The 25,299-nt window shown below is 40.4% G+C and carries 18 protein-coding genes and 1 pseudogene; 7 read left to right on the top strand and 12 right to left on the bottom strand.

From position 1 onward, the window contains the following. Window positions 1-109: 109 nt before the first annotated feature. The 4 genes and pseudogenes from J2Z32_RS02865 to J2Z32_RS02850 all read left to right on the top strand — a co-directional run bounded on the left by J2Z32_RS02865 (window position 110) and on the right by J2Z32_RS02850 (window position 6,835). The gene (locus J2Z32_RS02865; protein ID WP_210087654.1) at window positions 110-562 is read left to right on the top strand and encodes a MarR family winged helix-turn-helix transcriptional regulator; all 453 of its coding nucleotides are present in this window, start codon (window positions 110-112) and stop codon (window positions 560-562) included. Between the two features lie 237 nt (window positions 563-799). Beyond that, a pseudogene (locus J2Z32_RS02860) lies at window positions 800-1,051 on the top strand (ATP-binding cassette domain-containing protein); the annotation flags it as partial. A 236-nt stretch (window positions 1,052-1,287) separates the two neighbouring features. Next, on the top strand, window positions 1,288-6,669 hold the full coding sequence (locus J2Z32_RS02855; protein WP_210087653.1) for a sugar-binding protein: 5,382 nt from the start codon (window positions 1,288-1,290) through the stop codon (window positions 6,667-6,669). Window positions 6,670-6,685: 16 nt separating this feature from the next. Then, window positions 6,686-6,835 (top strand): hypothetical protein, encoded by a 150-nt coding sequence (locus J2Z32_RS02850; protein WP_210087652.1) that lies wholly within the window; start codon window positions 6,686-6,688, stop codon window positions 6,833-6,835. An 858-nt stretch (window positions 6,836-7,693) separates the two neighbouring features. Here the strand turns inward: J2Z32_RS02850 and J2Z32_RS02845 are convergent. After that, on the bottom strand, window positions 7,694-8,410 hold the full coding sequence (locus J2Z32_RS02845; protein WP_210087651.1) for a class I SAM-dependent methyltransferase: 717 nt from the start codon (window positions 8,408-8,410) through the stop codon (window positions 7,694-7,696). Between the two features lie 17 nt (window positions 8,411-8,427). Beyond that, window positions 8,428-9,546, bottom strand: a complete 1,119-nt coding sequence (locus tag J2Z32_RS02840) for an ArsR family transcriptional regulator (RefSeq protein ID WP_342453906.1) — start codon at window positions 9,544-9,546, stop codon at window positions 8,428-8,430. 226 nt (window positions 9,547-9,772) lie between these two features. Here J2Z32_RS02840 and J2Z32_RS02835 point away from each other — a divergent pair, with 226 nt between their 5' ends. Next, the gene (locus J2Z32_RS02835; protein ID WP_210087650.1) at window positions 9,773-10,138 is read left to right on the top strand and encodes an ArsR/SmtB family transcription factor; all 366 of its coding nucleotides are present in this window, start codon (window positions 9,773-9,775) and stop codon (window positions 10,136-10,138) included. Between the two features lie 135 nt (window positions 10,139-10,273). On the opposite strand, the gene J2Z32_RS02830 is transcribed toward J2Z32_RS02835, so the two are convergent. The 4 genes from J2Z32_RS02830 to J2Z32_RS02815 form a co-directional block, all read right to left on the bottom strand. Next, window positions 10,274-12,565 (bottom strand): heavy metal translocating P-type ATPase, encoded by a 2,292-nt coding sequence (locus tag J2Z32_RS02830; RefSeq protein ID WP_210087649.1) that lies wholly within the window; start codon window positions 12,563-12,565, stop codon window positions 10,274-10,276. A 271-nt stretch (window positions 12,566-12,836) separates the two neighbouring features. Beyond that, window positions 12,837-13,820, bottom strand: a complete 984-nt coding sequence (locus J2Z32_RS02825) for an alpha/beta hydrolase (protein ID WP_210087648.1) — start codon at window positions 13,818-13,820, stop codon at window positions 12,837-12,839. A 213-nt stretch (window positions 13,821-14,033) separates the two neighbouring features. Then, window positions 14,034-15,332, bottom strand: a complete 1,299-nt coding sequence (locus tag J2Z32_RS02820) for an NCS2 family permease (RefSeq protein WP_210087647.1) — start codon at window positions 15,330-15,332, stop codon at window positions 14,034-14,036. A 308-nt stretch (window positions 15,333-15,640) separates the two neighbouring features. Continuing rightward, entirely contained in the window at window positions 15,641-16,537 is an 897-nt protein-coding gene (locus J2Z32_RS02815) for an alpha/beta hydrolase (RefSeq protein WP_210087646.1), read from the bottom strand. 392 nt (window positions 16,538-16,929) lie between these two features. On the opposite strand from J2Z32_RS02815, the gene J2Z32_RS02810 reads away from it, so the two are divergent. Beyond that, a complete protein-coding gene (locus J2Z32_RS02810; protein WP_210087645.1) occupies window positions 16,930-17,562 on the top strand; it encodes a LysE family transporter in 633 nt (210 codons plus the stop codon). Window positions 17,563-17,687: 125 nt separating this feature from the next. Here the strand turns inward: J2Z32_RS02810 and J2Z32_RS02805 are convergent, their stop codons facing one another. From J2Z32_RS02805 to J2Z32_RS02790, 4 genes are all read right to left on the bottom strand, one after another. Then, window positions 17,688-18,698, bottom strand: coding sequence for a serine hydrolase domain-containing protein (locus J2Z32_RS02805; RefSeq protein ID WP_210087644.1), 1,011 nt, complete (start codon window positions 18,696-18,698; stop codon window positions 17,688-17,690). Between the two features lie 183 nt (window positions 18,699-18,881). After that, window positions 18,882-19,112 carry a hypothetical protein gene (locus J2Z32_RS02800; RefSeq protein WP_210087643.1) on the bottom strand — a complete coding sequence of 77 codons (231 nt, stop codon included), beginning with the start codon at window positions 19,110-19,112 and terminating at the stop codon, window positions 18,882-18,884. 5 nt (window positions 19,113-19,117) lie between these two features. After that, window positions 19,118-20,338 carry a Ger(x)C family spore germination protein gene (locus J2Z32_RS02795; RefSeq protein ID WP_210087642.1) on the bottom strand — a complete coding sequence of 407 codons (1,221 nt, stop codon included), beginning with the start codon at window positions 20,336-20,338 and terminating at the stop codon, window positions 19,118-19,120. Window positions 20,339-20,352: 14 nt separating this feature from the next. Further along, window positions 20,353-21,855 carry a spore germination protein gene (locus tag J2Z32_RS02790; protein ID WP_210087641.1) on the bottom strand — a complete coding sequence of 501 codons (1,503 nt, stop codon included), beginning with the start codon at window positions 21,853-21,855 and terminating at the stop codon, window positions 20,353-20,355. Window positions 21,856-22,014: 159 nt separating this feature from the next. Between J2Z32_RS02790 and J2Z32_RS02785 the strand changes: the two genes are divergently transcribed. Further along, on the top strand, window positions 22,015-23,136 hold the full coding sequence (locus J2Z32_RS02785) for a GerAB/ArcD/ProY family transporter (protein WP_210087640.1): 1,122 nt from the start codon (window positions 22,015-22,017) through the stop codon (window positions 23,134-23,136). Between the two features lie 115 nt (window positions 23,137-23,251). On the opposite strand, the gene J2Z32_RS02780 is transcribed toward J2Z32_RS02785, so the two are convergent. Together J2Z32_RS02780 and J2Z32_RS02775 are read right to left on the bottom strand one after the other, a co-directional pair. Beyond that, complete coding sequence (locus tag J2Z32_RS02780; protein ID WP_210087639.1) at window positions 23,252-24,613, bottom strand: sensor histidine kinase; 1,362 nt, start codon at window positions 24,611-24,613, stop codon at window positions 23,252-23,254. Beyond that, window positions 24,610-25,293 carry a response regulator transcription factor gene (locus tag J2Z32_RS02775; protein WP_210087887.1) on the bottom strand — a complete coding sequence of 228 codons (684 nt, stop codon included), beginning with the start codon at window positions 25,291-25,293 and terminating at the stop codon, window positions 24,610-24,612. Before J2Z32_RS02775 ends, J2Z32_RS02780 begins: the two co-directional genes overlap by 4 nt. Between the last annotated feature and the right edge of the window lie 6 nt (window positions 25,294-25,299).

Below are 25,299 nucleotides of genomic sequence, written 5' to 3'. Positions count from 1 at the left end.
TTGCACAAAACCTTCCTGCTGTGACTGCTTGGGCTAGCGTTGAGTTTTTAGAATATATCCAGCATAATAACGATATATAGTTAATGTGCTTTGAAAGTTGGTGGATTAAATGCGAGAAATTCTGCGAGAGGTTGGCATGATAGCGAGGGCCTTGGACTCGATAAGCAATGTGGAGTTTAAGGAAATTGAGTTAACTAAAGGCCAATATCTTTATTTGGTCCGTATCTTTGAGAATCAAGGGATTATTCAGGAAAAAGTAGCTGAGATGTTGAAAGTGGATCGTACAACAACAGCCCGTGCGATACAAAAACTTGAATCGCAAGGTCTTATTGAAAAGAGAAACGACACGATAAATAAGCGAATCAAACGATTATTTACCACAACGAAAGGTGACGAGGCGTATTCTTTCCTAGAAAGAGAGGCGGTTCACACCGATAAAGTTGCATTAGCAGGGCTTAATGAAGAGGAGAGGGAAGTATTGCTTCACTTACTTCAACGGGTGAGGAAAAATGTCGAGTTTGACTGGGATTTTGTAAAGAAAGGCAATAAACGCGCATATTAGTAACGTTTAATTTGAGCTAACGCGAAACGTTAGTTGAATGACTATAGAGGTAGGCTAAGACTTTATTTACAAAGTCTTGGTCTGCCTTTGTTTTTGTTAATGCAAAGGTTTTAAATCCTCCTTTTCGAGTGCTGATACACAACAGCTAACTGTAAGGTTGCTGTAAGGTTGAGATTATCACGGTGTAAGGTGAGCAGTGTAAAGTGGACTTATCTTTAATTCACGAGGAGTGACAACATGAAAATCATACTGAAATCAACAAAGGTAAACAAAATCTTTGGTACGAAAGAAAATCAGTATACTGCATTGCAAGACATTAATCTAAGCATTGAAGAAGGAGAATATGTTGGCATCATGGGCCCATCTGGAGCGGGAAAATCGACCCTGCTGAATATGTTTTCGACTATTGATACACCTACCTCTGGTGAGATTACAATAGATGGACAAAACATTGCTACCATGGACGAAGAGAAGCTTTCAGATTTTCGCTGAAATAAACTGGATCTCGTCCCAAGCGAAACTATAAACATTCGATAACAACACTGTAGATTGATACTTGAATAAATTGTGAAATTTTGCATAGGGTGAAATAACAACAAATTTATGGAGAGGGAAATTATGAAAGCGCTATTATATCCACTACGATGAAGTAAGCTGTTGAAGCCTTGGTGTTTACGATATGGGTAAGCCGTGGGTACACGGATCGAAAAAAAGGAGGATTTTCAATGATGTCAAAACGATTTGGCAGAGTGCTAGCGTTCCTCTGTTGCTTGCTAATGGTGGCGTCACTAATTCCTACCAGCTTTGCCGCCGCCACTGACAACAACGAGTATACAGAAGCACTTAATGGCGACAGCAGTTCTACAGCTCTTACAAGCTTGCAGACAAATGAAATGCCGACCGCCATTTTTGGAACACCCGAACTTGGGTCAGACGACCCGCTGTGGGCCCTGACAATGGAGCATCTCATCAACAAAAGCACTGTGCCCGGCGACCCAAGGCCCCATTCCACAGGCACAGCCAGGATCCTTTGGGACCAAGACTACCTGTATGCCCGCGTAGTCGTGCAGGACAGCAATCTATATCAGGGACCCGGCAATTATTATCAGTATGACGGCCTGGAGTTTTATGCCGGCGCTGGAACCCAAGGCGCGAATCAATGGCGCATCAGCGCGACGGGCGTGTTCTCAGGGCAAAACGCTCCGGGCAGAGCTGCTTGGACTGAGATCACAGACACAGGATATATCGTGGAGATGAGAATACCGAAAAGAAGCTTGAACTTGCAGGCAGGCCCGTTTACCTTTGAAGTATATATCAATAACTCGTCGGAAAAGGGCGGTGACCGCTATGAAGTCGTTTCCTGTTTCGGAACTCCGGACGCGGCTTACAACAATTCTGCTTCTTTTACAAACAGCCTGAATCTCATTGCCGCTAGTGGAGCGGACGACAGATTCTCAATCACCGCCACGGCGGAATCGGGCGGCCGGATAACGCCGAACGCACCCGGCAATGTTCTGAGAATAGCCAGCGGCTCAGACACAACCTTTACGGTTACCCCCGATTACGGCAAAATTGTAGATACCGTAAAGGTAGACGGAGAGGACGCGGCTCTATCCGATGATGGCACTTATACCTTTTCAAATGTTGCCGCTAACCATACCCTTCAAGTGACATTCAAAAATGATTCGACCGCGGAGTTGCTCCCCTTTATTGTATGGAATGACAACTTCGCCCGTGGCGAGTATACGACGGCTGTCATCATTGACTTAGGCGAAGGGAAGGCAGTGGAAGGCTCCAAGCTTAATCCGGACTTGTTTACCGTCTCGGCTAGGAACACTACCCTGAACGGCGACTCGGTAACCTTTGAAGGGACGCGCAAGATCACTAGGGTATACGCCAATGACGAACCGAAGGTACGCGGCTATCTGGGGACGGTAAGCCGTTCACCGGATTATGAGGACGGACTGGAAAGCGGACGTTACATCGTAGTTGAGTTTGAATTTTATTCAGAGAGCGGCGGCAATATCACGCTGGATGGCAATATGAACTCAACAAAACAGGTTTACAGCGTCGTCCAAAACGGCGAGCTCGTACTGACAGAAGGAGATCGGCTTAAGTTCGCAGTTTTTGAACAGGAAAAAGTTGTGAATCCGATCCTTGACCAATTTACAGCACCTACGGGCAATTCGGTCAATCGCGCACTCTACCTTCACAAGGATGGAAACGGTGAGGTGTCGCGGGGCTTGCCGCTGTATGTCTATACCCACGGCATGGGACGCGGTGGCACAAGCGCTGCGACTGACCCAAAAGCGGCCATGAAATCCGCGAACGGCTCGGTCGCTCTGATGAAAAAAATGGAAAAATATCCCGATAAATACGCCAGCCATATCCTGAATATTTCCTATAATGGCACGAGTACTCCCTCTACAGCCAATGTTAAGAAGGTTATAGACGACCTGGTTGCCAGCGGTGCAGTAGACCCTAACCGTATTTACGCGGCGGGCTTCTCATGGGGCGGTCAGTATACGAACAGCTTAGTTAACGCTTATCCCGGCTTCTTCGCGTCCGCCGCACCTATGTCTCCGGTAAGCGGCTCACCGAACGCGAACGCCAACTACGTTCACACCAACCTGGCCTATTGGATGTTTATCAATGAGTATAACGTTGGAGTATACCAGACTAACCTCGCTAACTTCATAACGACCAATATGCCGAAAATGATCAACGCGAGAGCTTCGCGCTTTGAGAGCAATGAGGCTCTTGTATGGCCTTACAATCAATATGATCAGCCGAATCAGAAGCCGAATCCGAACCATTCACCTGCCCTGAGTGATTCGGTGGCGCATGAAGTGGAAGCGGCTGTTCTTTACAATGACATAACAATGGGGACGTGGAGCATAGCACCAACAGCGCAGTCCTCTAACCTGCCGGCTTGGAACAATGACTACACTGACGTCTTTGATTGGATGTTTGCGCAGACCGCAGCAAACCATCGGCCTGTTGCCGGATACGGTTCACCTGTACTCGGCACAAACGACAAGCTGTGGGAACAAGCTGCGGCGTTTGACATCAACAACAGTAGCGCACCCGACCAGAATATAGGCCCCAAGGCCACCGGCAAAGCCAAAGTATTGTGGGACGAAGACTTCCTGTATGCACGCGTTGTGGTTACAGACCCGAATGTGTGCACCGGTCACACGCCTGGCACGGAGTACATGACCGACAGCGTGGAATTTTATGTCGGTGACGGAAAAAGCGGCTCAAACCAGTGGCGTATTGGTGCAAGCGGTATTTTCTCAGGTCAAGCCGCTGCGGGCCGCGACGGTTCAGTTACACGAACGGACACCGGGTATATCGCGGAAGTGAAGATACCTAGAAGAACCATTGAATTCACGAGCAATTCCCCGATTACGTTTGATGTGTACATCAATAACTCAACTGCTGCAGGGAATGACCGTTATGAGGTTGTATCCGCTTTAGGTAAGCCCGACGCGGGTTATAGCAGTTCTGACAGCTTCAAGAACAGCTTGCTGCTGCTTGGGAGCCCCACGGTAACCAGACACCCCGTTAACGCCACGGCAGGATTAAACGGCACCATCTCGCCATCCGGCTTGATTCGGGTAGCTGACGGCGGAAGCCAATCCTTTACATTCACTCCGATCGGCGGTTATGTCGTGGATACCGTAACTGTAAATGGAGAATCTGTAGAGATTGCAAACAATACCTATACCTTGAAAAACGTGAACACCGATGACAAGGTAATCCATGTTACCTTCAAACCCGATCCGGCTGCAACGTTATTTAACTTTATCGTATACAACGATAACTTTGCCACCGGTGAATTTACCACAGCCGTTATCATCGATCTGGGTGCGGGAAATGAAGCTGTGGGTGCCGACCTTAGTTCAAAAATGTTTACAGTCTCGGCGAGGAATACTCTGCTGGACGGTGACCCGGCATATCAAGGCACACGCACTGTCAATAGAGTATACGTCAATGACGAACCTAGACCCAGAGGGTATAAGGGTGTGAACGAGAACTCCCCTGATTATCAAGCTGGACTTACTAAAGGCCGCTACATCGTTGTAGAATTGGAATTTTGGACGTTAACCGGCGGACAGTCCACTTTGGAAGCATCCAAATCCACCGTCCAGAATTACAACATTGTATCTAGTGGCGATATCAAGCTTGATGGCAAGGCTGCCATTGTTAAGTCGTCTTTCGCACAGTCAGGTACCGTCAATGAAATCATCGACAAATTTGAGGTTGGTCCCAAAATTGACAAAGCGGAAGCGATGCAGTATGGACTCTATATTCATAAGGACGGCAACGACGTTCCGGTAAAAGGGCTTCCCCTGTACATCTACGCTCACGGTTCTACCCGCGGCGGTACACAGGACGGGGATACCTTTGCGCCCATCAGGTCCGCCAACGGAGCCACCGCGCTTATGAAAAAAATGGAGAAGAACGCTAAATACGCCAGTCATATCATCGCTTTGCGGGCTCAAAACAACGTTCAGGCAACACCCGCTACCTTAAAGGCTTATATCGATGATCTGGTAAGTAAGGGACTTGTTGACCCCAACCGTATTTACATGGCAGGCTTCTCTATGGGATCCGCTTATACGAATACTTTCTTGACAACATATCCCGATTTACTCGCAGCCGCGGCACCTATGTCTTTTCCACCATCAATCAACGCGAAACAAGCCGAAACTCTTAAAAACTTTGCCTACTGGTCATTCGTGAACACAACTGATTCTTCAACAATAAAAACAGGGGCGGAAACTTATATAGCGAATATAATGCCCCTATTGGACAACGCTAGGCACACGTTCATCGACAGAAATGAAATATTCGTTTGGCCTTATGACCAATGGACAAAGGCGGAAGCACCTGTTAATGGAACCAATTGGATTCCTTCTGGCCATGAGATGGAAGCTTCAGTTCTGTGGAACAATATTTCAGGGTACACGGATACTTTGTCCAATGTAGGTTCCAACAAGGAGTGGAGTCTCAAGCCTACGGCGCAGTCCTCTAAGTTGCCGGCCTGGAACAATGACTACACTGACGTCTTTGATTGGATGTTCGCGCAGAGAAAAACGAGCGTCCACAATCCTTCTGGTGGCAATAGCGGCAATACGGGCAATACCAGCAATACGGGCAATACCAGCAATTCGGGCAATATGAGCAATACCGGCAATATGAGCAATACCGGCAATACGAGCACCGGGACAGTCACTGGATCGTTGAAGCCGACCTACACAGTGAACACACCGAAGGATAAGCCCGCGGTCACGGACAAGAACGGCAACACCACCCTGCCCGGCGGCGGCGAGATTACGACCAAGGGTGGGACGAAGATTAAGGTACCCGAAGGCACGACTATTGACTCAAAAGGTAAGGTGACCATTCCGGCGGGCAAGAGCGCCGAAGTGACACTACACGGCGGTGCGAGTGCCGGCTTAGACAAAGGCATGTCGCTGAACATCCATGAGCGTACGGTATTTGTGCTCGATGACGACACCCCGCTGGGCTTCCTTGTGGTGTCTGGCAATCCTTTCAAGGATGTAAACATGGACGACTGGTTCTACAGCTACGTAAACTCCGTCTACACCTACGGTCTTTTCAACGGGACGACGTCTACGACGTTCTCACCGGGCACCTCAATGACGCGTGCGATGTACGTGCAGGTACTGGCCACTCTTGAGCACGTCAACCGCTCCGGCTACACGAATTCCCGTTTTAGCGATGTTGCGGATGGGGAGTGGTACACGGCGGCAGTCGAGTGGGCAGCCGAAAGCGGCATCGTCAACGGTATAAACGCAGACCTGTTTGAACCCAATTCACCGATTACACGCGAGCAGATGCTGGTGATGCTGTACAATTACATGAAGTACAAGGGCTATGAGATACCTGAAAATCAATCGAAGTCCTTCGCGGACGAGAGTCAGATCAGCTCATGGGCGTTGAAGGCCGTTCAGGCACAGCAGGGCATCGGAATTGTCTCGGGCAAGCCGGGCAACTTTTTTGCCCCCCAAGCCAACGCCACCCGCGCTGAAGTAGCTACTATCTTTATAAAGTTCATCGAATATCTGGCTAAGTAAAAGTGTAAACAGAAGCATGCGGACCCTTTCGGCTGGGCAAGATCCAGCCGGGGGATTGGATCACGTTTCCATGCAGGGATATGGCTTAACCTGCGGCTATGTTCATTTTCTGTCTCATGCTCTTCCGAAGGAAGTTATTCTTCGTCGCGACGGAATATCTAATTAAAAGCAGCAAAAAAGTTAGATTCATAATGGTTTATGTGCATGAAGGATCGATAAGGAATTTTAATCTTTCGTCGTTGACGTTCAGGCATCCATCCGTGATGGCGTACTGAATATCGAGAGCTGCGATCTTGAGAAGCTACTGAACCGTCCGCTTATCCCGCTTAGTGAGGTGTTCGCGCGTTGCTGGCGTAACTCAATCTGTTAGCAGGTTATATCATTACAAGAGGCTGCCCATTCCGGTATTTGATACCAGCGGGCAGCTTTTTTGGAAATATAATGTATATGTTTGATGCTTTAAAAGGGAATTTGAATTTTTAGTAAATTATCTTAAAATATTCTTAAGAATAAATATTTCCCCATGCCATTCCAAAATGGATTATTGCGTGTTGGTTCCGCTACATACCAAAGAGTAGAAGAAGAACTACTAACAACTGTTTTGGATGAACATAGACATTGTATTTCTCAACTAATGGAACTCAAAAAAACAGATGAACAAGCTGAATATTTTTATTGTGACATTATGTGTAGAACAGTATAAAATGATTCTTTCTATAGAGGAGCATTATAATTAATCATAAGTATCAAGGGATAAGAAAAGGGGGCTGTCCCATTTTTTTATCTGCCAATCTAGTCATCAGCAGAAGAACAGACACTGACTGGAGAAGTTTGTAAAGAATAAGGTACTTGAATTTAATCATCAAATAAAAAGGACATATGTACAAAATACGAGTTTTGTGAATATGTATGTAAAATTGCACCTGATCTCATTTAATCATTAGCTCGGAGTCACTAGAAAAACTACAGTACCACACTGGATGAATTCTCTTATAGATACTGTAGTTTTTTGTTTTTAGCGATATTAATCTACTCTCTTTTCAAACAAGGCTACCCACAAACCTGATTTACCAAAACAATTACTTGGTTGTTCAAAATCGCGCATTCTCCGAATTTCAACAATTTGAAAGTTTTTAAATATCATCTTTAATTTTTCAGGTGTATATCCAAGTCCACCTCTTAAACTACGCTGGCGATACACTTCCCAATCACTAATATCAGAACCTCCTAAATTACCATTTTCAGCAAAACAAGTGATTCCAAAGAACCCACCTGGTTTTAAGCCTCGATTAATCAGGTTTACATAATCAATCCTTCGATGTGGAGCAATATGGTGGAAACAACCAGAATCATAGATTACATCGTATTTTGTCTTTTGAATATCTAAATCAAAAATGTTTTTAAAAATAAAATTAATACTGAGCCCTTGCTCTTTAGCTCGCTCAATTCCCCATTGTAAAGCCTCACTCGATAAATCTACTGCATCGACGTCATAACCTTGTTTGGCAAAATAAATCGCGTTTCTTCCCGCTCCACAACCCAGTTCTAGAACTGTACCTCCTGGTGTAAGAAAACTATTCTTAAAATATTGAACCAAGTTTTCATCTGGAGTACTCACGAAAAAAGGAATCGGCTTAGCACGATCAGAATAGAAAACATCCCAATTAAATTTAGTTTGTTCTTTTAATAAAGAATCTAGCATATAAAGAATATCCTCATTGGTATAAATACTCTCAGTCACAACGTACCTCCCCCTTATCAATGTAAATAAATAGTCAAGTTCGGATACGACAAAGCTAATTTTTCTAATTGTTGATGAAGTGTATCCCTATCGAATCCTTTGACAAATATTTCAGGATCAGGTCTAAAGGTTATACTAGTACCATTAGATTTCGTAACACCTACCGTCATAAAATCGGATTGTGGAATACCATGCTTATAATCTTGACGATAGATATAACCTTCCCTTTTGACTTCAACCGTAAGACTGTATGCAAGAGCATTGACGATTGCGATGTTAATTCCTTTTTCCGCACCAGGCACCTGATATGGCGCCTCACTGCTAAATCTTTCGATGTCAGTTAGTATAGTTTGAACAGTTGATTTATCGTTGTCTTGAAATGCTTTTACGGGTATCCCTCTCCCGTTATCACTAATGGTTACAGCACCGTGTTGATGTAAGAAAATATGAACTTCATTTACATAACCAGCAACGTGTTCGAGTACTGAATTCTCCAATACTGCGCATAAAAGTAAGTTAGCATCAAAACCATCCTTACTTATTTCTCCAAGATATGAACCTGCTGAATTTTTTACTTCGAGCATATCTAAATAATCGCTCGTATCTAACATATCCACTACAGCTGATAGCAATAAAAGTAGAGATAATTTACGGTGATCAGGCAAGGTATAACGTCCGCTTTTGTCCTGTGTTAACAAGTCAGCACCTTGTAATGCCTTTAAATGATGATATAGCTGCCCAGTGGTTCCCAACCCTAATTTTTCTACAATTTCTGCGCCTGTAAGTGACTCTATAAGAATGGATGTTATTATATCGAGACGTGGTTTACTGCCTAAAGCTGAGAGTATTTTAGAAATTTTGTCATTGCCTATACTAAGTAGCTGCTTTAACTGTCTTTGTTTTGGTTCCCAACGCAATGATTGCCCATTGGATTGATAATGACCAGCATAATAAACGTAACCTACAGAATTCTCGTCATCCCCCTCATTCCTGTTATTATTTTCATTAATTTCTTTCGGAGACTCAACATAAGGGCGACTGGCCGTAAAATTTCGAACAAGTCGTTCTAATTCTGCCATTTGTGTTTTTAATTCGTTAATTTCAATACGTAATTCTTCGTTATTGATAACTAGCACCTCCAATAATACGTAATTACGTATTTATTTTATCGAAATATCGACACCATGTAAATAGTTACCATTTAGACGAATATTTTTTTAAAAGATATTATCCCCCGCGTCTTGCCCATAGAGATCTTATATGTTATTGTGATGACAATAGAAATCGCTTAATTGTAATATTTCCGTTTAGCTTTTGTTTTTGATATAATTATGACAACGCCTAACAGAAAGGTGATCATTTATGATACAAAAGACAGTCGAAGAATGTGATGTCAATTGCTCTGGTGCAGCTGTGGACCTAGATGCGATCAAGGCGGAGCTTATTGATGAGCAAGAAGCGGTGAAATTTGCGGATTGGTTTAAGGCTTTTAGTGACCCAACGCGCGTCAAAATCATTAGTGCCTTACTAAAAAGAGAGCTTTGCGTACATGATTTAACAGTGCTGCTCGAAATGGGACAATCTGCTGTTTCTCACCAGCTACGCTATTTGCGGAACCTTAGAATTGTGAAAAGACGCAAGGATGGAAAAACAGTGTATTATTCACTTGATGATAGTCATATCGAACAAATATTTTTGCAAACACTTCAGCACACGAAGCACGCATAATGCTGTTGAAGCGTACGACAGTAGTAATTTAACAACGAATAAGCAACTAACAAAAAAAGGACTGTCCCTACCAGCCCTCATGGCTTAGGAACAGTCCTACTTGTTTACCTTATACTACAGATTACCTAAGTTCAATTAATCTAAATTTGGTTTAACTTTTAATACACGCATTGCGTTAAGAACGGCAACTAAGCTGACTCCAACGTCCCCAATTACCGCTTCCCACATCGTTGCGATACCAAATGCCCCAAAGATAAGGAACACAGCTTTTACACCCAAAGCAAAAATAATGTTTTGCCACACAATCTGGCGGGTGCTCTTAGCAATTTGCATTGCTGAAGCCAACTTGGAGGGTTCATCTGTCATGATAACGACATCAGCAGCTTCAATCGCTGCATCAGATCCCAGGCCACCCATTGCAACACCAATATCTGCTTGAGCTAATACTGGTGTATCATTAATACCATCACCTACAAAAATAATTTTTTCTTTAGGACCCTTGGCAGCATCCAGTTTCTCTAGCTCTTCTACTTTATGCTGAGGTAACAGTTCAGCATGGACTTCGTCAACACCTAATTTACGGCCAACATCTTCCCCTACAGCTTTATTATCCCCAGTTAGCATCACAATTTTATTTACACCAAGCTGTTTAAGTAACCGAATCGCTTTTGATGCGTCTTCCTTAACCTCATCTGCAATGACGATATAACCAGCATATTGTGTATTAATCGCGACATGAACGATCGTTCCTACCTCTTTAGGCTCAGAAAAAGGAATCTGTTTTAACTTCATTAGCTTACTATTCCCTACTAGTACTTCATTATTATCAAAGTGAACTGAAATACCATGACCCGAAATTTCATCATAATTCGAAATCAGCTGCTCATCTAATTGTTGCCCATAAGCCTCTCGGATAGATTGAGCAATCGGGTGAGTAGAATGCATCTCTGCATAAGCAGCGTATTTCAAAATGTCCTCTTGTGCCCATTGTGCTGTGGCAATAATATTATTTACTTTAAACGATCCTTTCGTAAGTGTGCCTGTTTTATCAAACACAACATACTTCACGTCATTAAGACCTTCCAAGTAATTACTTCCTTTTATAAGCACACCATTTTTAGAGGAAGCTCCTATCCCACCAAAGAAGCCAAGTGGTATCGAAATAACGAGTGCACACGGACATGAAATAACTAGGAAAACTAATGCACGGTATAACCAATCTGAGAACGTTGCGCCACTAATTAATAGGGGTGGAATCGTTGCAAGCAATAACGCAACAATGACTACAACTGGTGTATAATAACGAGCAAACTTTGTGATGAACTTTTCTGTTTCTGCTTTTTTACTACTTGCATTTTCTACAAGATCTAAAATTTTAGCAACGGTAGAATCACCAAATTCCTTAGTAACCTCTACAGTTAGAACCCCATTTTTATTAATAAATCCACTTAAAATGTCATCGCCAATAGCTACTTCACGTGGCACGGATTCTCCAGTTAATGCTGAGGTATCCATAGACGAGTTACCATCTACAACTTTACCATCAAGAGGTACCCGTTCCCCTGGCCGAACAATAATCATATCGCCAACCTTAACCACTTCAGGGCTAACACGCTTACTTTCATTGTTAATTTTTAAATTGGCAAAGTCTGGGCGTAAATCTAACAATGAGCTAATTGATTTACGTGAACGATTAACCGCAATGCTTTGGAATAGTTCTCCAACCTGATAGAACAACATTACAGCAACGCCTTCTGGATACTCACCTATTGCAAATGCACCAATCGTAGCGATTGACATTAGGAAGTATTCATCAAAAACCTGTCCTCTTATAATATTTTTAACTGCTCTTAAAACAATGTCTCCACCTATAATAAGATAAGCAACGATAAAGAGCATAAGTTCAACTGTACTATTTAAGGAAAGAAGAATTGCTGCAGCACCTATTGCAGCACTAGCTATTAACCGTATCATCATTGTTCGAACGCTACTGTCACCGTGATCATGGCTATGTCCATGTCCGTCATCTTCAGCATGGTCATGATTATGTGACTTGCTTTCACCATGATCGTGATGCTTATGATTATGTTCGTGACTATGCTGATGGTTAGCGTCTGAGTGATCATGGGTATGAGGCTTATTATGAGTTAAAGCTCCTCCATTCCTAGAACTAGAGTTACCCTTCCCCTGTTCGATAAATTTGATATGTGGCTCTAGCTGCTTAACTTTCTTTTTAGCCGCATCCATAATTTCGACTTCCTTTGATGCATCGAATTCCATCATCAATGTTTCATTAGCATAATTCACTGAACATGAGGAAATACCCTCAATTTTTTCGATTCCATTTTCAATCTTCATCGCGCAATTGGCACAATCTAGACCCTTTAACATAACTTTTCGTTTTACAGTAGCTATATTACCTTGCATAATCGTTCAGCTCCCTGATAATTAACATATGATCAAATATTCATATGTTAATTATATCCTGCTTAATTTAGTTTCGTCAAGAGTTAGAACGTACATTTTTCAGGGTACACTATTGTGTAAATTATCTCCCTTAAGTCATTCGTTTATTCAAGGCGTTTATTCAAATTGATAACTAGAATCAACGGAGTAGACTCACTTTTACAGTTTCACGTTTCAATTTTAGATAAAAAAAGCTACAGCACCACTATGAAGTGTGTACTGTAGCCTGGCATTATTTCTGAATTTCCTTCATATAAGCTTTAAACTCTTGGGCAATTTCTTTGAACTTTGTATGGTGCAGATAATGTGACCCTTCCATTGGGATCATTTTTCCCTGTGCTGATTGCTTAGCCTGTGCTTCATGTAATGGAACCCATTGCGGATTGTGTTCGTTGTTGGATTGAACAAAAAGCAGCACTGGCAAATCATGTGGGTAAACTCCCTTTTCTCCATTTTTAAAGTTGGAGCCAAGGTGCTCTAGCTCATTAATCAACGTTGAATTGCTGGATACTTGATTGGAAATCAAATTCATTTGTTCTTTTGTATGTTCATCAAATGCCATTGATTTATAGGGATCGTCACTCACTTTTTTGATTAATCTCATTAAACCTGATTTTTGCATAAATTGCATTGTAGTCAGTGGTAATTTGACATCCATACCAGGTTGGTTTGGCACACTGCTATCGATACCAACAAAAGCAATAACTTCATCACGATAATTGTTGACATAGGGTACTCCGTATAAGCCTGTGATGGAATGCCCCATCAAAATATAACGTTTGATCCCTAACTGCTGCACAGCCTCGTGGATTTCACTGACAATATTTTCGGTTGTTCTTTCCTTATCCGTCTTATCACTTAAACCGTAACCAAAAGGCTCAATTGCCACGACTTTGTATTCTGGGGTCAATTCATCAATTAACAATTTAAAGTCAAGCACTGGCGATGGTGTTCCTTGCCCTGGTAGAAGAACAATCGTTTGCTCACCGCTGCCTTGAATCGATACATTCATTTTTTTGCCATCCACATCGACATATTGACCATATTGCTCGATATTTTTTTTCTCAACACTTGTACTGATTGCATTAACCACAAATAAAGTCACCATAAACAGGACAATCGTGCCCACTAGTCCTACAACTATTTTTAACCATAAGCTCCACTTCTTACGGCTTTTCTTCTCTGGATTCCCTTTAAATTGTTCCACTTGTTCCATATCCATCTTCTCCATTCCTATAGCTATAGTATCTGTATATCCAGCTTAGCTTGTAATATAAGCCTTGTAATATAGTGAAAGTATACTTAAGCATTGTGTCCTCATCATGATGACAATATGAACTGAATATGAACAAGCACGAAAAAGAGCGCTACCTGTAACCGTTCTACAAGCAGTACTCCTTTTATACATCATTTTATTTTAGTTTTGGTTTTAGTGATCTAGAAATACGAGCTGAATAAAAAATAAAATAGCAAAAATATAAAAAATCGGATGAACATCTTTATATTTTCCGCGAAGCAGTTTAAGTACAGGATAAAAGATAAACCCTACACCAATCCCTGTTGCAATGCTATGTGTCAGAGGCGTAAGTATAATAATCAAAAAAGCAGGAAAAGCTTCTTCAACGTTCTTCCAATCAATTTTACTTATCGTGCTGATCATAAAAAATCCGACAATAATTAATGCAGGTGAAGTAATTGCAGGTATGCCTGAAATCACGCTGACAATGGGGGTGAAAAATAAAGTTAAGGCCATTAGCACACTTACAGTTACTGCGGTTAAGCCTGTTCTTCCTCCTGCCGCAACACCTGTACTGGATTCAATATAAGCCGAGGTAGGGCTTGTTCCGAGCAAAGCACCGGTAGTCGTCCCTACGGCATCTGCCAATAAAGCACCACGTGACCGTGGGAATTTACCTTCTTTAAGTAATCCAGCTTGTTCTGCTACCCCAAGCATTGTGCCTGTTGTATCAAACAACGTGATCAGCAAAAAGGTAAAGATGATCGTATATAGACCACTTGAAAAAACACCAGCGATATCGAGCTCGAATGCAGTGGATGACAATCCCTTTGGTAAGGATAGGATGGATGCCGGCATTTGAAAGAGCCCCATAATCCATGACAAGATCGCTGTAATGACCATGCCTATAAATAAATATCCTTTTACATTGTAAGCCATTAGCACAACCGTCACAATTAAACCGATAATCGTTAGGTAGGTCATTGGCTCCGCTAAATTTCCGATAGAAATCAAATTAGATTCTGAAGCGATAATAATTTTTGCATTTTGTAGTCCTACTGTTGTAATAAACAATCCAATCCCTGCGGTTATCGCATGCTTTAATGTTGCAGGAATAGCATCTAGGAGCATATAACGGAAAGATGTCAACGATAGAGCAATAAATAAAAGCCCTGCAATAAATACTGCACCAAGTGCAACTTGCCAAGATACGCCGTACCCAGCTACAACACTATAAGCAAAAAATGCATTGAGTCCCATGCCAGGTGCGATCACGATAGGATAATTAGACCCAATTCCAATAATAAGCGTTCCGACAATACTTGCTAATACTGTTGCAATAAATACACCGTTAAAATCCATCCCAGTGCTACTAAGAATTCCCGGATTTACAATTACGATATAGACCATTGTGAAAAAGGTCGTAATTCCTGCGATAATTTCTGTTGAAACCGTTGTACCTCTTTCCTTCAGCTTGAACCAATTGTCCATAATAAAGCTAGCCTCCAACTTATGTAATATTCTCCAATCTCCATAGTGAAACAGAAAAGATAAAAGCAAAAACAAAAAAATCCTAATCTACATATAGGATGGTAATATAATCGCTCCTATATTCTCGTTAGGATTTATTCGATCTAAACTTATTATCCATATCGAATTTTAATAAAAATAGCATTCTTTGTCAACGAAGTCACTTATAATACATATGAAGATAACTAAAAGTATAATAAAAAACTGGAACGGAGAACAACATATTCTCCGCCCAGTTTCTATTACGATTCAAACTATTTACTTAAATATTACTTAAAAATACGTTGAGCGAAGTGATACAAGCCGCTGCTCCACACTTTTCCTTCATGACCACCTACATCTAGGAACCATTGGTGAGGAACATTCATGCTAGTTACAGCATTGTGGAAGTTTTGGCTTACCCATAATAAACCATCAGATGCTCCACATGAGAGCCATAAGAGTTTTAATTGGCTAGCAGTATAGGATGGATTTGTAATGAGTTGATTTGCTGCTTTCGTGTTTGGTGCAGAAGAGAACGCGCCAACATAAGAGAACTTGTCCAAATGTTTGAGACCAAAGTTCAACGATTGCCCCCCACCCATTGACAAACCAGCTAAGGCACGATTATTTTTACCTGTGAGAACTGGGAATTTAGAATCGATATAAGGAATAAGATCTTTGGTTAGGTCAAATTCAAATCTCTCAAAAGCAGCTACTTTATCTGCTGCATAAATGTCACCAACTGGACGATCATCCCACATCGCACGGCCATTCGGGAATACGACAATCATTGGCTCCAATTTGTTCTCAGAATATAGATTGTCCAAAATATTTCTAGGGTTCATCCCATTTAACCATTCATTTTGGTCCCCACCAATACCATGCAACAAATAAAGTACGTTGTATTTTTTGGAAGGATTATAGCCAGGAGGTGTGTACACATTTGCGTTCCGCATCTTTCCTACTGTGGATGAATAATAGGAAATTTGTTGTACATTACCATGAGCAATATTATTGCGATAACCATCATATCCCCAAGGTGCTGGAGTTATGTTGTGATTAGCCGCTGTGGGTGAAACATCAGTTAGTGGCTGTACTTCAGGAGCAGCAAATGCCATAGTTGGTACTAGTAGTGCAATGGTCAAAGCCAGTCCTAAAACTTTAGTTAAACTTTTCTTCTTCATCTCATATTCATCTCCCTAATTAATTTGCTGGATCTAATAAATCCATATTTAAGTTATTCTCTCAGAAGCAAATCTCTTATTTGTAAACCCTTTCAAATCTAGTATCACTCCTCCTCTTAAGTCTCATACTACGGCGCACAAAACATGACAAAACAAAAGTAGTATGAGTAGTTAAAAAATGGAAGCGTATTCACGTTTATAATACCATTTATAATATATTATGTAAATGTATTCCTTAAAAAATTTATTATTTTTCATAATCTCTTTATTTTTAGCAAAAATAGACTTAATACAATAGCAATTTTATTGCTTTCACATCAGCAGTGTAATACACTAAAATCTATGTATCTAGAACTAGGTGATATTTATCATACGGAAGGATGACTTATAGCGTGGATCTGTATCTAAAATATTTTCTTATTGGTTTAACCATAGCATTACCTGTTGGTGCAATTACGGTTGAGATGACAAAGCAAGGTTTGAAAAATGGATTTATTCATGGCTGGGCGGTTGGTTTAGGTGGCATGACGATTGATCTTTTGTTAATTTTAGCGATGATTTTTGGGTTTGCCTCCATCCTCTCTATTCCATTTGTTCAGATCCCACTGTGGATTGTTGGTGCAGGATTTCTAGCCTATTTAGGTTATGATTCTATTAAAAATTCTGATAAAGACATCACACTCCCTGATGAAAAAACTAAAAAGTCATTTTGGCATACATATCGGAACGGATTGCTGGTTGCGGTTTCTCCCGGAAATTTAGTTTTTTGGATTTCTGTATTTGGAGCGGTATTGTCAGACTCTTATATCTCGTCTAATGTTGGAAGCTTTGTACTTGCAGCATGTGGTGTGTTAAGTGGTATACTTGCTCATGATTTAGGACTGTTATCTATCGTTTCTGTGACACGTAAAGTGATGAGCCGAAAAGCGATTCAGATAGTTTCGATCATTGCTGGTGTTCTGTTAATTAGTTTTTCTTTCTATTTTGTATACCAGTTTATTTCAGCTATACAAGCGCTTTTCTAAATGCATATGTTATGACTCTAAAGTATTTGAAGGAAGCCATTTTTATTTTGGCTTCCTTTTGTATAGTGGTGTAAAGCACATTAAATTATTAATATCATCTTATTTATAGGTTTTACCTATCAAGACTAGATACAGAATAAAGGCTCTACATATTTTTTAATAAATTCCAGTCTATCCTTTGTTTCTTGCGTATAAAGGGAAGCGATAGAAACGACCATTTGCTTTTCTGTATTCACATAAATCACATTGCCGCTATCTCCCACTGCTGCAAAGCTTTTTCCCTCTTCTATCCACCATAAATACCCATATGCTAGATTTAACTGCGTGGCTCGACTGTGCTCCCTTGTACTCTCCTGTATCCAAGAAGCTGATAGTAGCTGTTTTCCATTCCAGTTGCCTTTATACAAGTAAAGCTGACCTAATTTTGCCATATCCATCACCGTTAGAGTTAACCCCCAGCCCGCAGTGTTTACGCCATTAGGATCAGTAACCCATCCACTTCGATCCTTAGCAGCTAGAAATGAAAGTTGCTCCTCTTGACTATGGAAAAAAATATTTTGCTTCACAGAAATCCCTAATGGAGAGAATAAGTTCTCGGTTGCAAAATCAAGCACGGTTTTTCCAGTTGCTCTAACAAGGATTCCCGATAAAATATCTGGACCAATTAGCGGTGTATATCTAAATTGTCCAATCTCCCCTTGACCTCCAACTAAACCAAGAGAAAATTTTACCCAATCCTGACTTGAGAAATACTGTATATAGGGCTCTTCCTCGTATTGATAAGGGGTTGTCATCGTGAGCAGGTGTTTTATTGTTACATTTTGAATGATATGATCCGCTTGCTCCACTTCGTATTCTGGGAAAAAGTCTAGTACTTTTTGATCTACACTCTTAATCAACCCTTGATCAATCGCAATCCCAAATAATGCTGAGATGATACTTTTGGTGACTGAAAAAACATGAATAGGACTTGTTATCAAGCAGTCGTTAAAATATTGTTCATATCGTATGTCCCCATTTTTTAATACAACAATCCCAGCGATATTTCCATACTCTTTTAAAATGATTTCCTCAAGTTTCTTTAATTCTTCCTTAACTTTCTTAACTTCTTTAACTTCATTTCCATCTTGTTTCATTTGATTCTTCATCTCCATTTCAACAATTTTTCAAGCAGGTCTTTTTGTTTCATAACCTCCTTGGACAAAAGTGTAATATGATTAAAAATAATTATCAACACTTAGTTTTTAATTAATTTTTTTAATCGTTATATTTTGTTGAGGATGGAATTTGGAGATGAAATATTTAGGTTATAATTCAGGCTAAAATAAGGAGGTGATGAATTTATTAATTGGCTCATAAAAATTTTTCATCAATATCAATGGACTTGGAACATTTATTTTAAATAAAGCAATGCCAGCCGAGCATACACTAACGATCCACACTGCAATCCATACTATTAAGTCACGCCTCATTTTTTTACCTTTAAAAAAAGGAACATCAACGACGACAAAAATACTAGTAAGCACTAGTAATGCGACAGCATTGACCATTAGGTTCACTCCTTCACATCTAGAATAAAGGTCTTGTCTACCAGTCCAATTCGATTAATAATCACCTTTGCGTTATAGTGAATCGGAAGCTGTTTTAAATAGTTATGGCCATATTTATTCAGCAGTTTTCTCCACTCTTTTGGTTTTGATTGATAAATCGTTCTCCCAAATCCAAAAATATCTACATTAAATTTATCGTTAATTTGGGTCACCGCAGTCTGCATACGTTCAATTATTTTTTCTGCCGATTTTTTTTCCAACTCTTTAATGACCTTCTCTTCCTCTAAGTTATCTGAGCTCATAACCTCTTGCACGTTACATAAAGCTTTTACTTCAACGTAAATATGCGGTTCTCCCTTTTCCATTTTCACCGATTTTTTTGTCTTTGTTTTAATCGCTTCTATTACAATGGGATTGCCATCTGCGCCCTTAACAATACCAGAGGAGTTAACAACGTTGTCGGTTATATAGTTATAGCCGATCGTTTGCACATCATCTAGCCATCCAACCATTTTATCCTTGCGAAATACAGCTACATTATCATACATAGTTTCAGTAGGCGGGGTACTGTGCTTTAAATTATCCTCACTCCCCCCCTCCTCAACATTTCCTATTACTTTGACCCCAGTTAGAACGGGACTTATTCCTCTGTTTATAAAATCTTCGATAAATCTGTTTAACGGAACCGCGGCAGTTTTCGCTGATAATTTATGAGATTTATCTAAGGATTCAAACAATTTATTTGCTGGCAGTTTATTTACCGGTGTCAATATTTTTAATACATTTTCCGCCGTTGTTTCTTTAGCAACCATAACATAGAAGTCAGAACGTGGTTCTCTACTTCTTATAAACACATCTAGCGTTTCACCAATTCCATCACGCGCCAAAGCTTCACCAATGACAAGCACACGAATATGACCATAATATACATTTCTAGAATTCCCCAAGGAGTACTTGCGTTGTGTTTCATAAATCGTTGGCACTGTTTGAGTAGTGGTTTGAATGGGGACACCACCACCAGATCCTCCTGTTGCTTGGGAGGCAATAGAGGAAGGGATAACGACCTGCAACGTAACCTTAAAGCCCTTTTCCGCTTTATCAATGCCCATCCCTATCACAAATGCGGTCTCATTTAATTCTGCACGTTGCCAGCAGCCAGTTAGCATTATAGAGCTAGCGATAGTTAAAATTAGAACAGAGATTATTTTATTTTTATTAAAGGTCATCTTAATCACTCCTATTATTTAGAGGAAGGAGATTGTCGCTGAACGTTTTGTGGTCGATCCTCCACAGGTCTTGTTCTAAGAAATGGCCATGGCAAGCGGAAAATTGAATCCTTCATATCTGAAGCTCGATAAGGCGCAAACGGACTCATATAAGGTAAACCAAAGGAATGTAGGCTACACAAATGCAAAACAATGAAGAATACGCCAAACAAAATTCCGTAAAGCCCCATAAAACCTGCTAACCCAATTAAAGCAAACCGTGTTATTCTTGCAGCGATGGCTAATCCTGGTTCGGGAATAACAAAGCTAGCTATAGCTGTAATGGACACGATTATAACCATAGCCGAAGAAACAAAACCAGCAGACACTGCGGCTTGACCGATAACAAGCGTGCCAACAATCGAAATAGCTTGACCAACATTTTTAGGTATTCGAACGCCTGCCTCACGTAAGATCTCATAAGTTAGCTCCATAGCTAAAGCCTCAACAAACGCGGGAAACGGGATGGTTTCCCTCTGAGCTGCAAGACTAATAACAAGACTTGTTGGAATCATTTCCTGATGGTAGGTCGTTAACGCTACGTAAAAGGATGGAGCTAACAAAGTAATAAAAAAGCTTAAATAACGAATGAAGCGTAATAAGGTTGAAATGTCTGCGCGCTGGTAATAATCTTCTGCTGATTGGAAAAACTGAACAAAAAAAGCAGGCACCAGCAATACAAATGGGGTGCCATCTACGATGATTGCCACCTTACCTTCTAAAATGCCTGCGGCGATCGTATCTGGCCGATCACTGTTATATATCGTTGGAAAAGGGGTGAGTGCCGTATCCTGAATAAATTCTTCAATATACCCACTTTCTAAGATGCTATCTGTATCAATTTGCTTTAATCTTCGCTTGACCTCTTTGACCAGCTCTGGATCAGCAATGTTTTTTAAATACATCAGAGAAACATTTGTTTGTGTGACTTTGCCGATTTGTGAGGTTTCAAGCCATAATTGACTATCCCTAATTTTTCTGCGAATTAAAGCAGTATTCGTACGTAAATTTTCGGTAAACCCCTCCATTGGGCCCCGAACAACAGACTGTGAGCTAGGCTCACTTACGTTACGATCCTCCCATCCTGGTAAACCGATACGGATGGCTTCATAGCTGCCATCTACCATCACCATGACATTACCAGACATTAAATCGCGAAGAAAAGGATCTACTTCTTTAGTAACAGAAACATCGCCTGCAACCAGCAAATGAGTTCTTAGTAGCTCAAGCTGATGATGTGGTTCTTGGTCAGCGATTAAAAGTGCAGTTGTAGGTTCATGCAGTGAATACAAAATAGAATTATGTAATACTTGAGTATCGATAAGACCGTCTATATAAATAACTGCGATTTTTGCTGCTTTACCCAGCTGAATTTCCTTCATAACAAGATCCGCACTTTGTCCTAGCTCTTTTTTTAGGTAATCCATATTATCAGCAAGCCGGTTTGATAACTTTAATGATGAAGATGATGCATCCATGTCTACCCCTCCAAACTATACGTATTTTCCAATTAGTATGAAGAGAGGCTTGGTTTATTATTCAAAACATTTTTATTGATCATTATGCAAAAAATACATAATTAGGATTTTATAGTGACATCCTAAGTGTCATAATGTAATCCATGGAGGAAACTTGTTATGAGTATAGAAAAAAGTCGCCTTAGTTCTAGACAGTTATCGATATTAGGAATGCTTGTGTTAATTGGAGACATGGCACTTGTTTATCCTACAACGATGGCAAGTGGCGCTAAGCAAGACGCATGGATTGCTGGCTTAGTTGGAATTGTATTTGGTCTTATCATCATCAAAATTTTACTGATTACCTCTAATATTGATCCGGAAAAAACATTAATTGAGTTATCACTTGAGGTATTTGGTAAGTGGATTGGTGGACTTGTTGCGATTAGTTATTTAATATTTTTTCTGCTTGCTGGGTCAACCTATATCAAGGAAGTTGAAGATTTCTTAACCACACAAATTTATGAGAATACCCCTGGTGGGGTCATACGGGGAATGGCAATTATATTGCTGGCTTATGGATTAAGAAAGGGAATCGATACATTAGGCAGGACTAGTCAAATTATGTATCCTTTTTTTGTTTTATTTCTAGTTTTATTGGTTGTACTTTTATTCCCTGAAATGGATATTAAGCGAATTTATCCGATTCTGGATAGATCCCCTTTAGACTTTTGGGAGACGGTTTTATTTGGTTTATTTTATCCCTTTGGAGAAATGTGTGTGTTCCTGATGGTACTCCCCTATGTAAAGAAGGAACAAAAAACGGAACGAAATTTCCTCTTCATGGTCGCGATGGGTGCGCTTGGACTTAATATTATTTTGTTTTTATCACTTACGGTGTTAAGTCCCTATTTGTCACACCATCAATTTTATTCGACTTACATATTAGCACGTCAAATTAACATTGGGAACTTTCTGCAAAGGCTTGAAGCACTTATAGCTACAGCTTGGATAATAAGTACTTATTTTAAAACAGTCCTATATTATTATGCCTTCGTTTTAGGATTTGCCCAATTGCTTAAGCTTAATAGCTATAAATATTTAATCATTCCAGTCAGTTTTTTACTATATGGACTTTCAGAAATAATTTCGCCCAACATCATATTTTTGTTGAAAAGTATTCCGAAGTCGTGGGTAGACTGGGATATTACACATGGGCTCTTTTTTCCATTAATGCTTATTTTGGTCAATAAAATTCGAAAAAGGCATAGTCAAAAGAAGCTAAAAAAGCAAGAGCAATAATCAAAAGCAAAAAAATAGATGCAAAATATTAAATCATGGAAAATGAACAATAAAAAAGCGGTATATGAACCTGGAAAAGATGATATAGATTAATATGCCGCCATCGTTTTTACTTTTAATCTTTACTTGTAGGCAAAACTACTATAAATGTAGTTCCCTGTCCCTCCACGCTTTCCACTGTAACCTCTCCCTGATGTAATGCCACGATCTTTTTCACGATCGCTAGCCCCATACCACTCCCTGCATATTTACGGCTATGCGAGCGATCTGCTTTAAAGAATCGTTCAAAGATTCTCTTCTGATCTTCAGATGATATCCCTATCCCAGTATCAGTTATACGTACAATAGCATTACCCCCCTTTTGCTCAAGTTGAACTGTAATCCAGCTTTCCTGCTCAGAAAATTTAATGCTATTGCTAATAATATTTGTCCATACTTGGTTTAATAAATCAAAATCTGCACTGAGGCTTACGTCCTGTAGATGGAGATCAAACTGTATATTTGCAGCAGACCAACCAGGTTGAAGGGCTACAATGACACGTCTAATCTGCTCATCTAGACTAAAGGAGGTTAGCTGTAGCTGGTGTGATTGTGATTCAAGTAAGCTTAGCTTAAGTAAGCTGTCACTCATCTTGGACATTCGTTTTGCTTCATCAATAATAATATTTAAATAACGCTCCCGATCCTCATCCTTGATATTCATTTGTTTTAGTGCCGTTGCATAACCAGAAATTGAGGTTAACGGAGATTGTACCTCATGGGACACATTCGCTACAAATTCCTTACGCATCTGTTCAAGCTGCTGAAGATCGTAGGCCATATTTTCAAAGCTTTCCGCTAAAGTCCCAATTTCGCCACCCTGTTTAATATCTAAGCGTACCTCGAAATCTCCCCCAGCAATTTTCTTGGTGGCGGAGGTTAGTTTTTTAATAGGTCTAACTAAAAACATCGCGGCGAGGCCAATTAATAAACTTCCAAAAATAAAGAAATAAAGTAGAAATAAAGATACCCATTTGACTAAAAAAGCAGAGGATGATGCTACACTTCGTTCAACAAACATTGCCTTACGCTCTATCCCCACTTTTATAGGTAGACCGATATGTACAGCATTGATCCCGTTTGTCTCCATTTTTGATATATACCCTTTAAATACAGTATCTAATTGCGCCTGCGTGACAGGGATTGGCTCATCGCCTTTAAATATGCCAAAGGACTGATCAATTTGACCACCCTCATTATAAATTCGAATGTAAAAAGAGTTTAATTGCTTCATTTCGCTTACGAATTTCTCGGCGTCTTTGGCTGGAAGTATATCGTAAATCTGTGCAACATCTTGGGCAAAATCAAGGAGGGTTTCTTGTAGGCTGTCATTTAGCTCGTCTTCATACAACCATGTGACGAAAAAAAATGAAATAACGCAGCCTAACAAAATAGAGGCGATGAAGGTGACAACAACACGAGTGTATATTGATTTCATCCTTCATTTACCTCTAGTCGATAACCAAGTCCGCGTACCGTTTCAATCTGGAAATCCTGTATATTAGCAAACCGCTCACGAAGACGTTTAACATGGACATCTACCGTCCGATCATCACCTGTATAATCGATTCCCCAAATTTGATTAATTAATTGCTCACGCGTATATACTTGCCCAGGTGTGCTTGCAAGCTTATACAGGAGTTCAAATTCCTTTAATGGAAGTGTTGTAGAGCTTGAATCTGAATCCATCTTTACTTTATATGTTTGTCGATCTAAGCGCACTTTGCCAAGCTGTATTTGCTGAATGGAGCCTATGTGATATCGCTTGAGCAGAGACTTAACTCGAACAGTTAACTCCAGTGGATCAAAAGGCTTCGTTAAATAATCATCAGTACCCAGCTCAAAGCCCTTTACCTTTTCCCAAGTTTCTCCTCGGGCAGTAAGTATAAGTAATGGAAGATCGGGATTGGCTCTACGTAGCTCCATACATAAAGCCCAGCCATCCATAATTGGCATCATAATATCAAGCACAACAAGATCAATTTGTTCTTGTTTATAGAGCTGTAGCGCTTCTTGTCCATTTGCAGCCTGAAACGTTGTAAAACCATCATTATGTAAGAATAAACACACGAGTTCTCGGATGTTTACATCATCATCAGCGACGAGTATTGTTGGCAAAGTTGC

Source organism: Paenibacillus turicensis (assembly GCF_017873435.1).
Lineage (GTDB): Bacteria > Bacillota > Bacilli > Paenibacillales > Paenibacillaceae > Fontibacillus > Fontibacillus turicensis.
Note: the sequence above shows the minus strand (reverse complement) of the source record. Positions and strands in the feature narration are given on the sequence as shown.

Coding starts and splice junctions, on each gene's coding strand:
- J2Z32_RS02865 (WP_210087654.1), top strand. CDS start 110: ATGCGAGAAATTCTGCGAGAGGTTGGCATGATAGCGAGGGCCTTGGAC.
- J2Z32_RS02855 (WP_210087653.1), top strand. CDS start 1,288: ATGATGTCAAAACGATTTGGCAGAGTGCTAGCGTTCCTCTGTTGCTTG.
- J2Z32_RS02850 (WP_210087652.1), top strand. CDS start 6,686: ATGCGGACCCTTTCGGCTGGGCAAGATCCAGCCGGGGGATTGGATCAC.
- J2Z32_RS02835 (WP_210087650.1), top strand. CDS start 9,773: ATGATACAAAAGACAGTCGAAGAATGTGATGTCAATTGCTCTGGTGCA.
- J2Z32_RS02830 (WP_210087649.1), bottom strand. CDS start 12,565: ATGCAAGGTAATATAGCTACTGTAAAACGAAAAGTTATGTTAAAGGGT.
- J2Z32_RS02825 (WP_210087648.1), bottom strand. CDS start 13,820: ATGGAACAAGTGGAACAATTTAAAGGGAATCCAGAGAAGAAAAGCCGT.
- J2Z32_RS02820 (WP_210087647.1), bottom strand. CDS start 15,332: ATGGACAATTGGTTCAAGCTGAAGGAAAGAGGTACAACGGTTTCAACA.
- J2Z32_RS02815 (WP_210087646.1), bottom strand. CDS start 16,537: ATGAAGAAGAAAAGTTTAACTAAAGTTTTAGGACTGGCTTTGACCATT.
- J2Z32_RS02805 (WP_210087644.1), bottom strand. CDS start 18,698: ATGAAACAAGATGGAAATGAAGTTAAAGAAGTTAAGAAAGTTAAGGAA.
- J2Z32_RS02800 (WP_210087643.1), bottom strand. CDS start 19,112: ATGGTCAATGCTGTCGCATTACTAGTGCTTACTAGTATTTTTGTCGTC.
- J2Z32_RS02795 (WP_210087642.1), bottom strand. CDS start 20,338: ATGACCTTTAATAAAAATAAAATAATCTCTGTTCTAATTTTAACTATC.
- J2Z32_RS02790 (WP_210087641.1), bottom strand. CDS start 21,855: ATGGATGCATCATCTTCATCATTAAAGTTATCAAACCGGCTTGCTGAT.
- J2Z32_RS02785 (WP_210087640.1), top strand. CDS start 22,015: ATGAGTATAGAAAAAAGTCGCCTTAGTTCTAGACAGTTATCGATATTA.
- J2Z32_RS02780 (WP_210087639.1), bottom strand. CDS start 24,613: ATGAAATCAATATACACTCGTGTTGTTGTCACCTTCATCGCCTCTATT.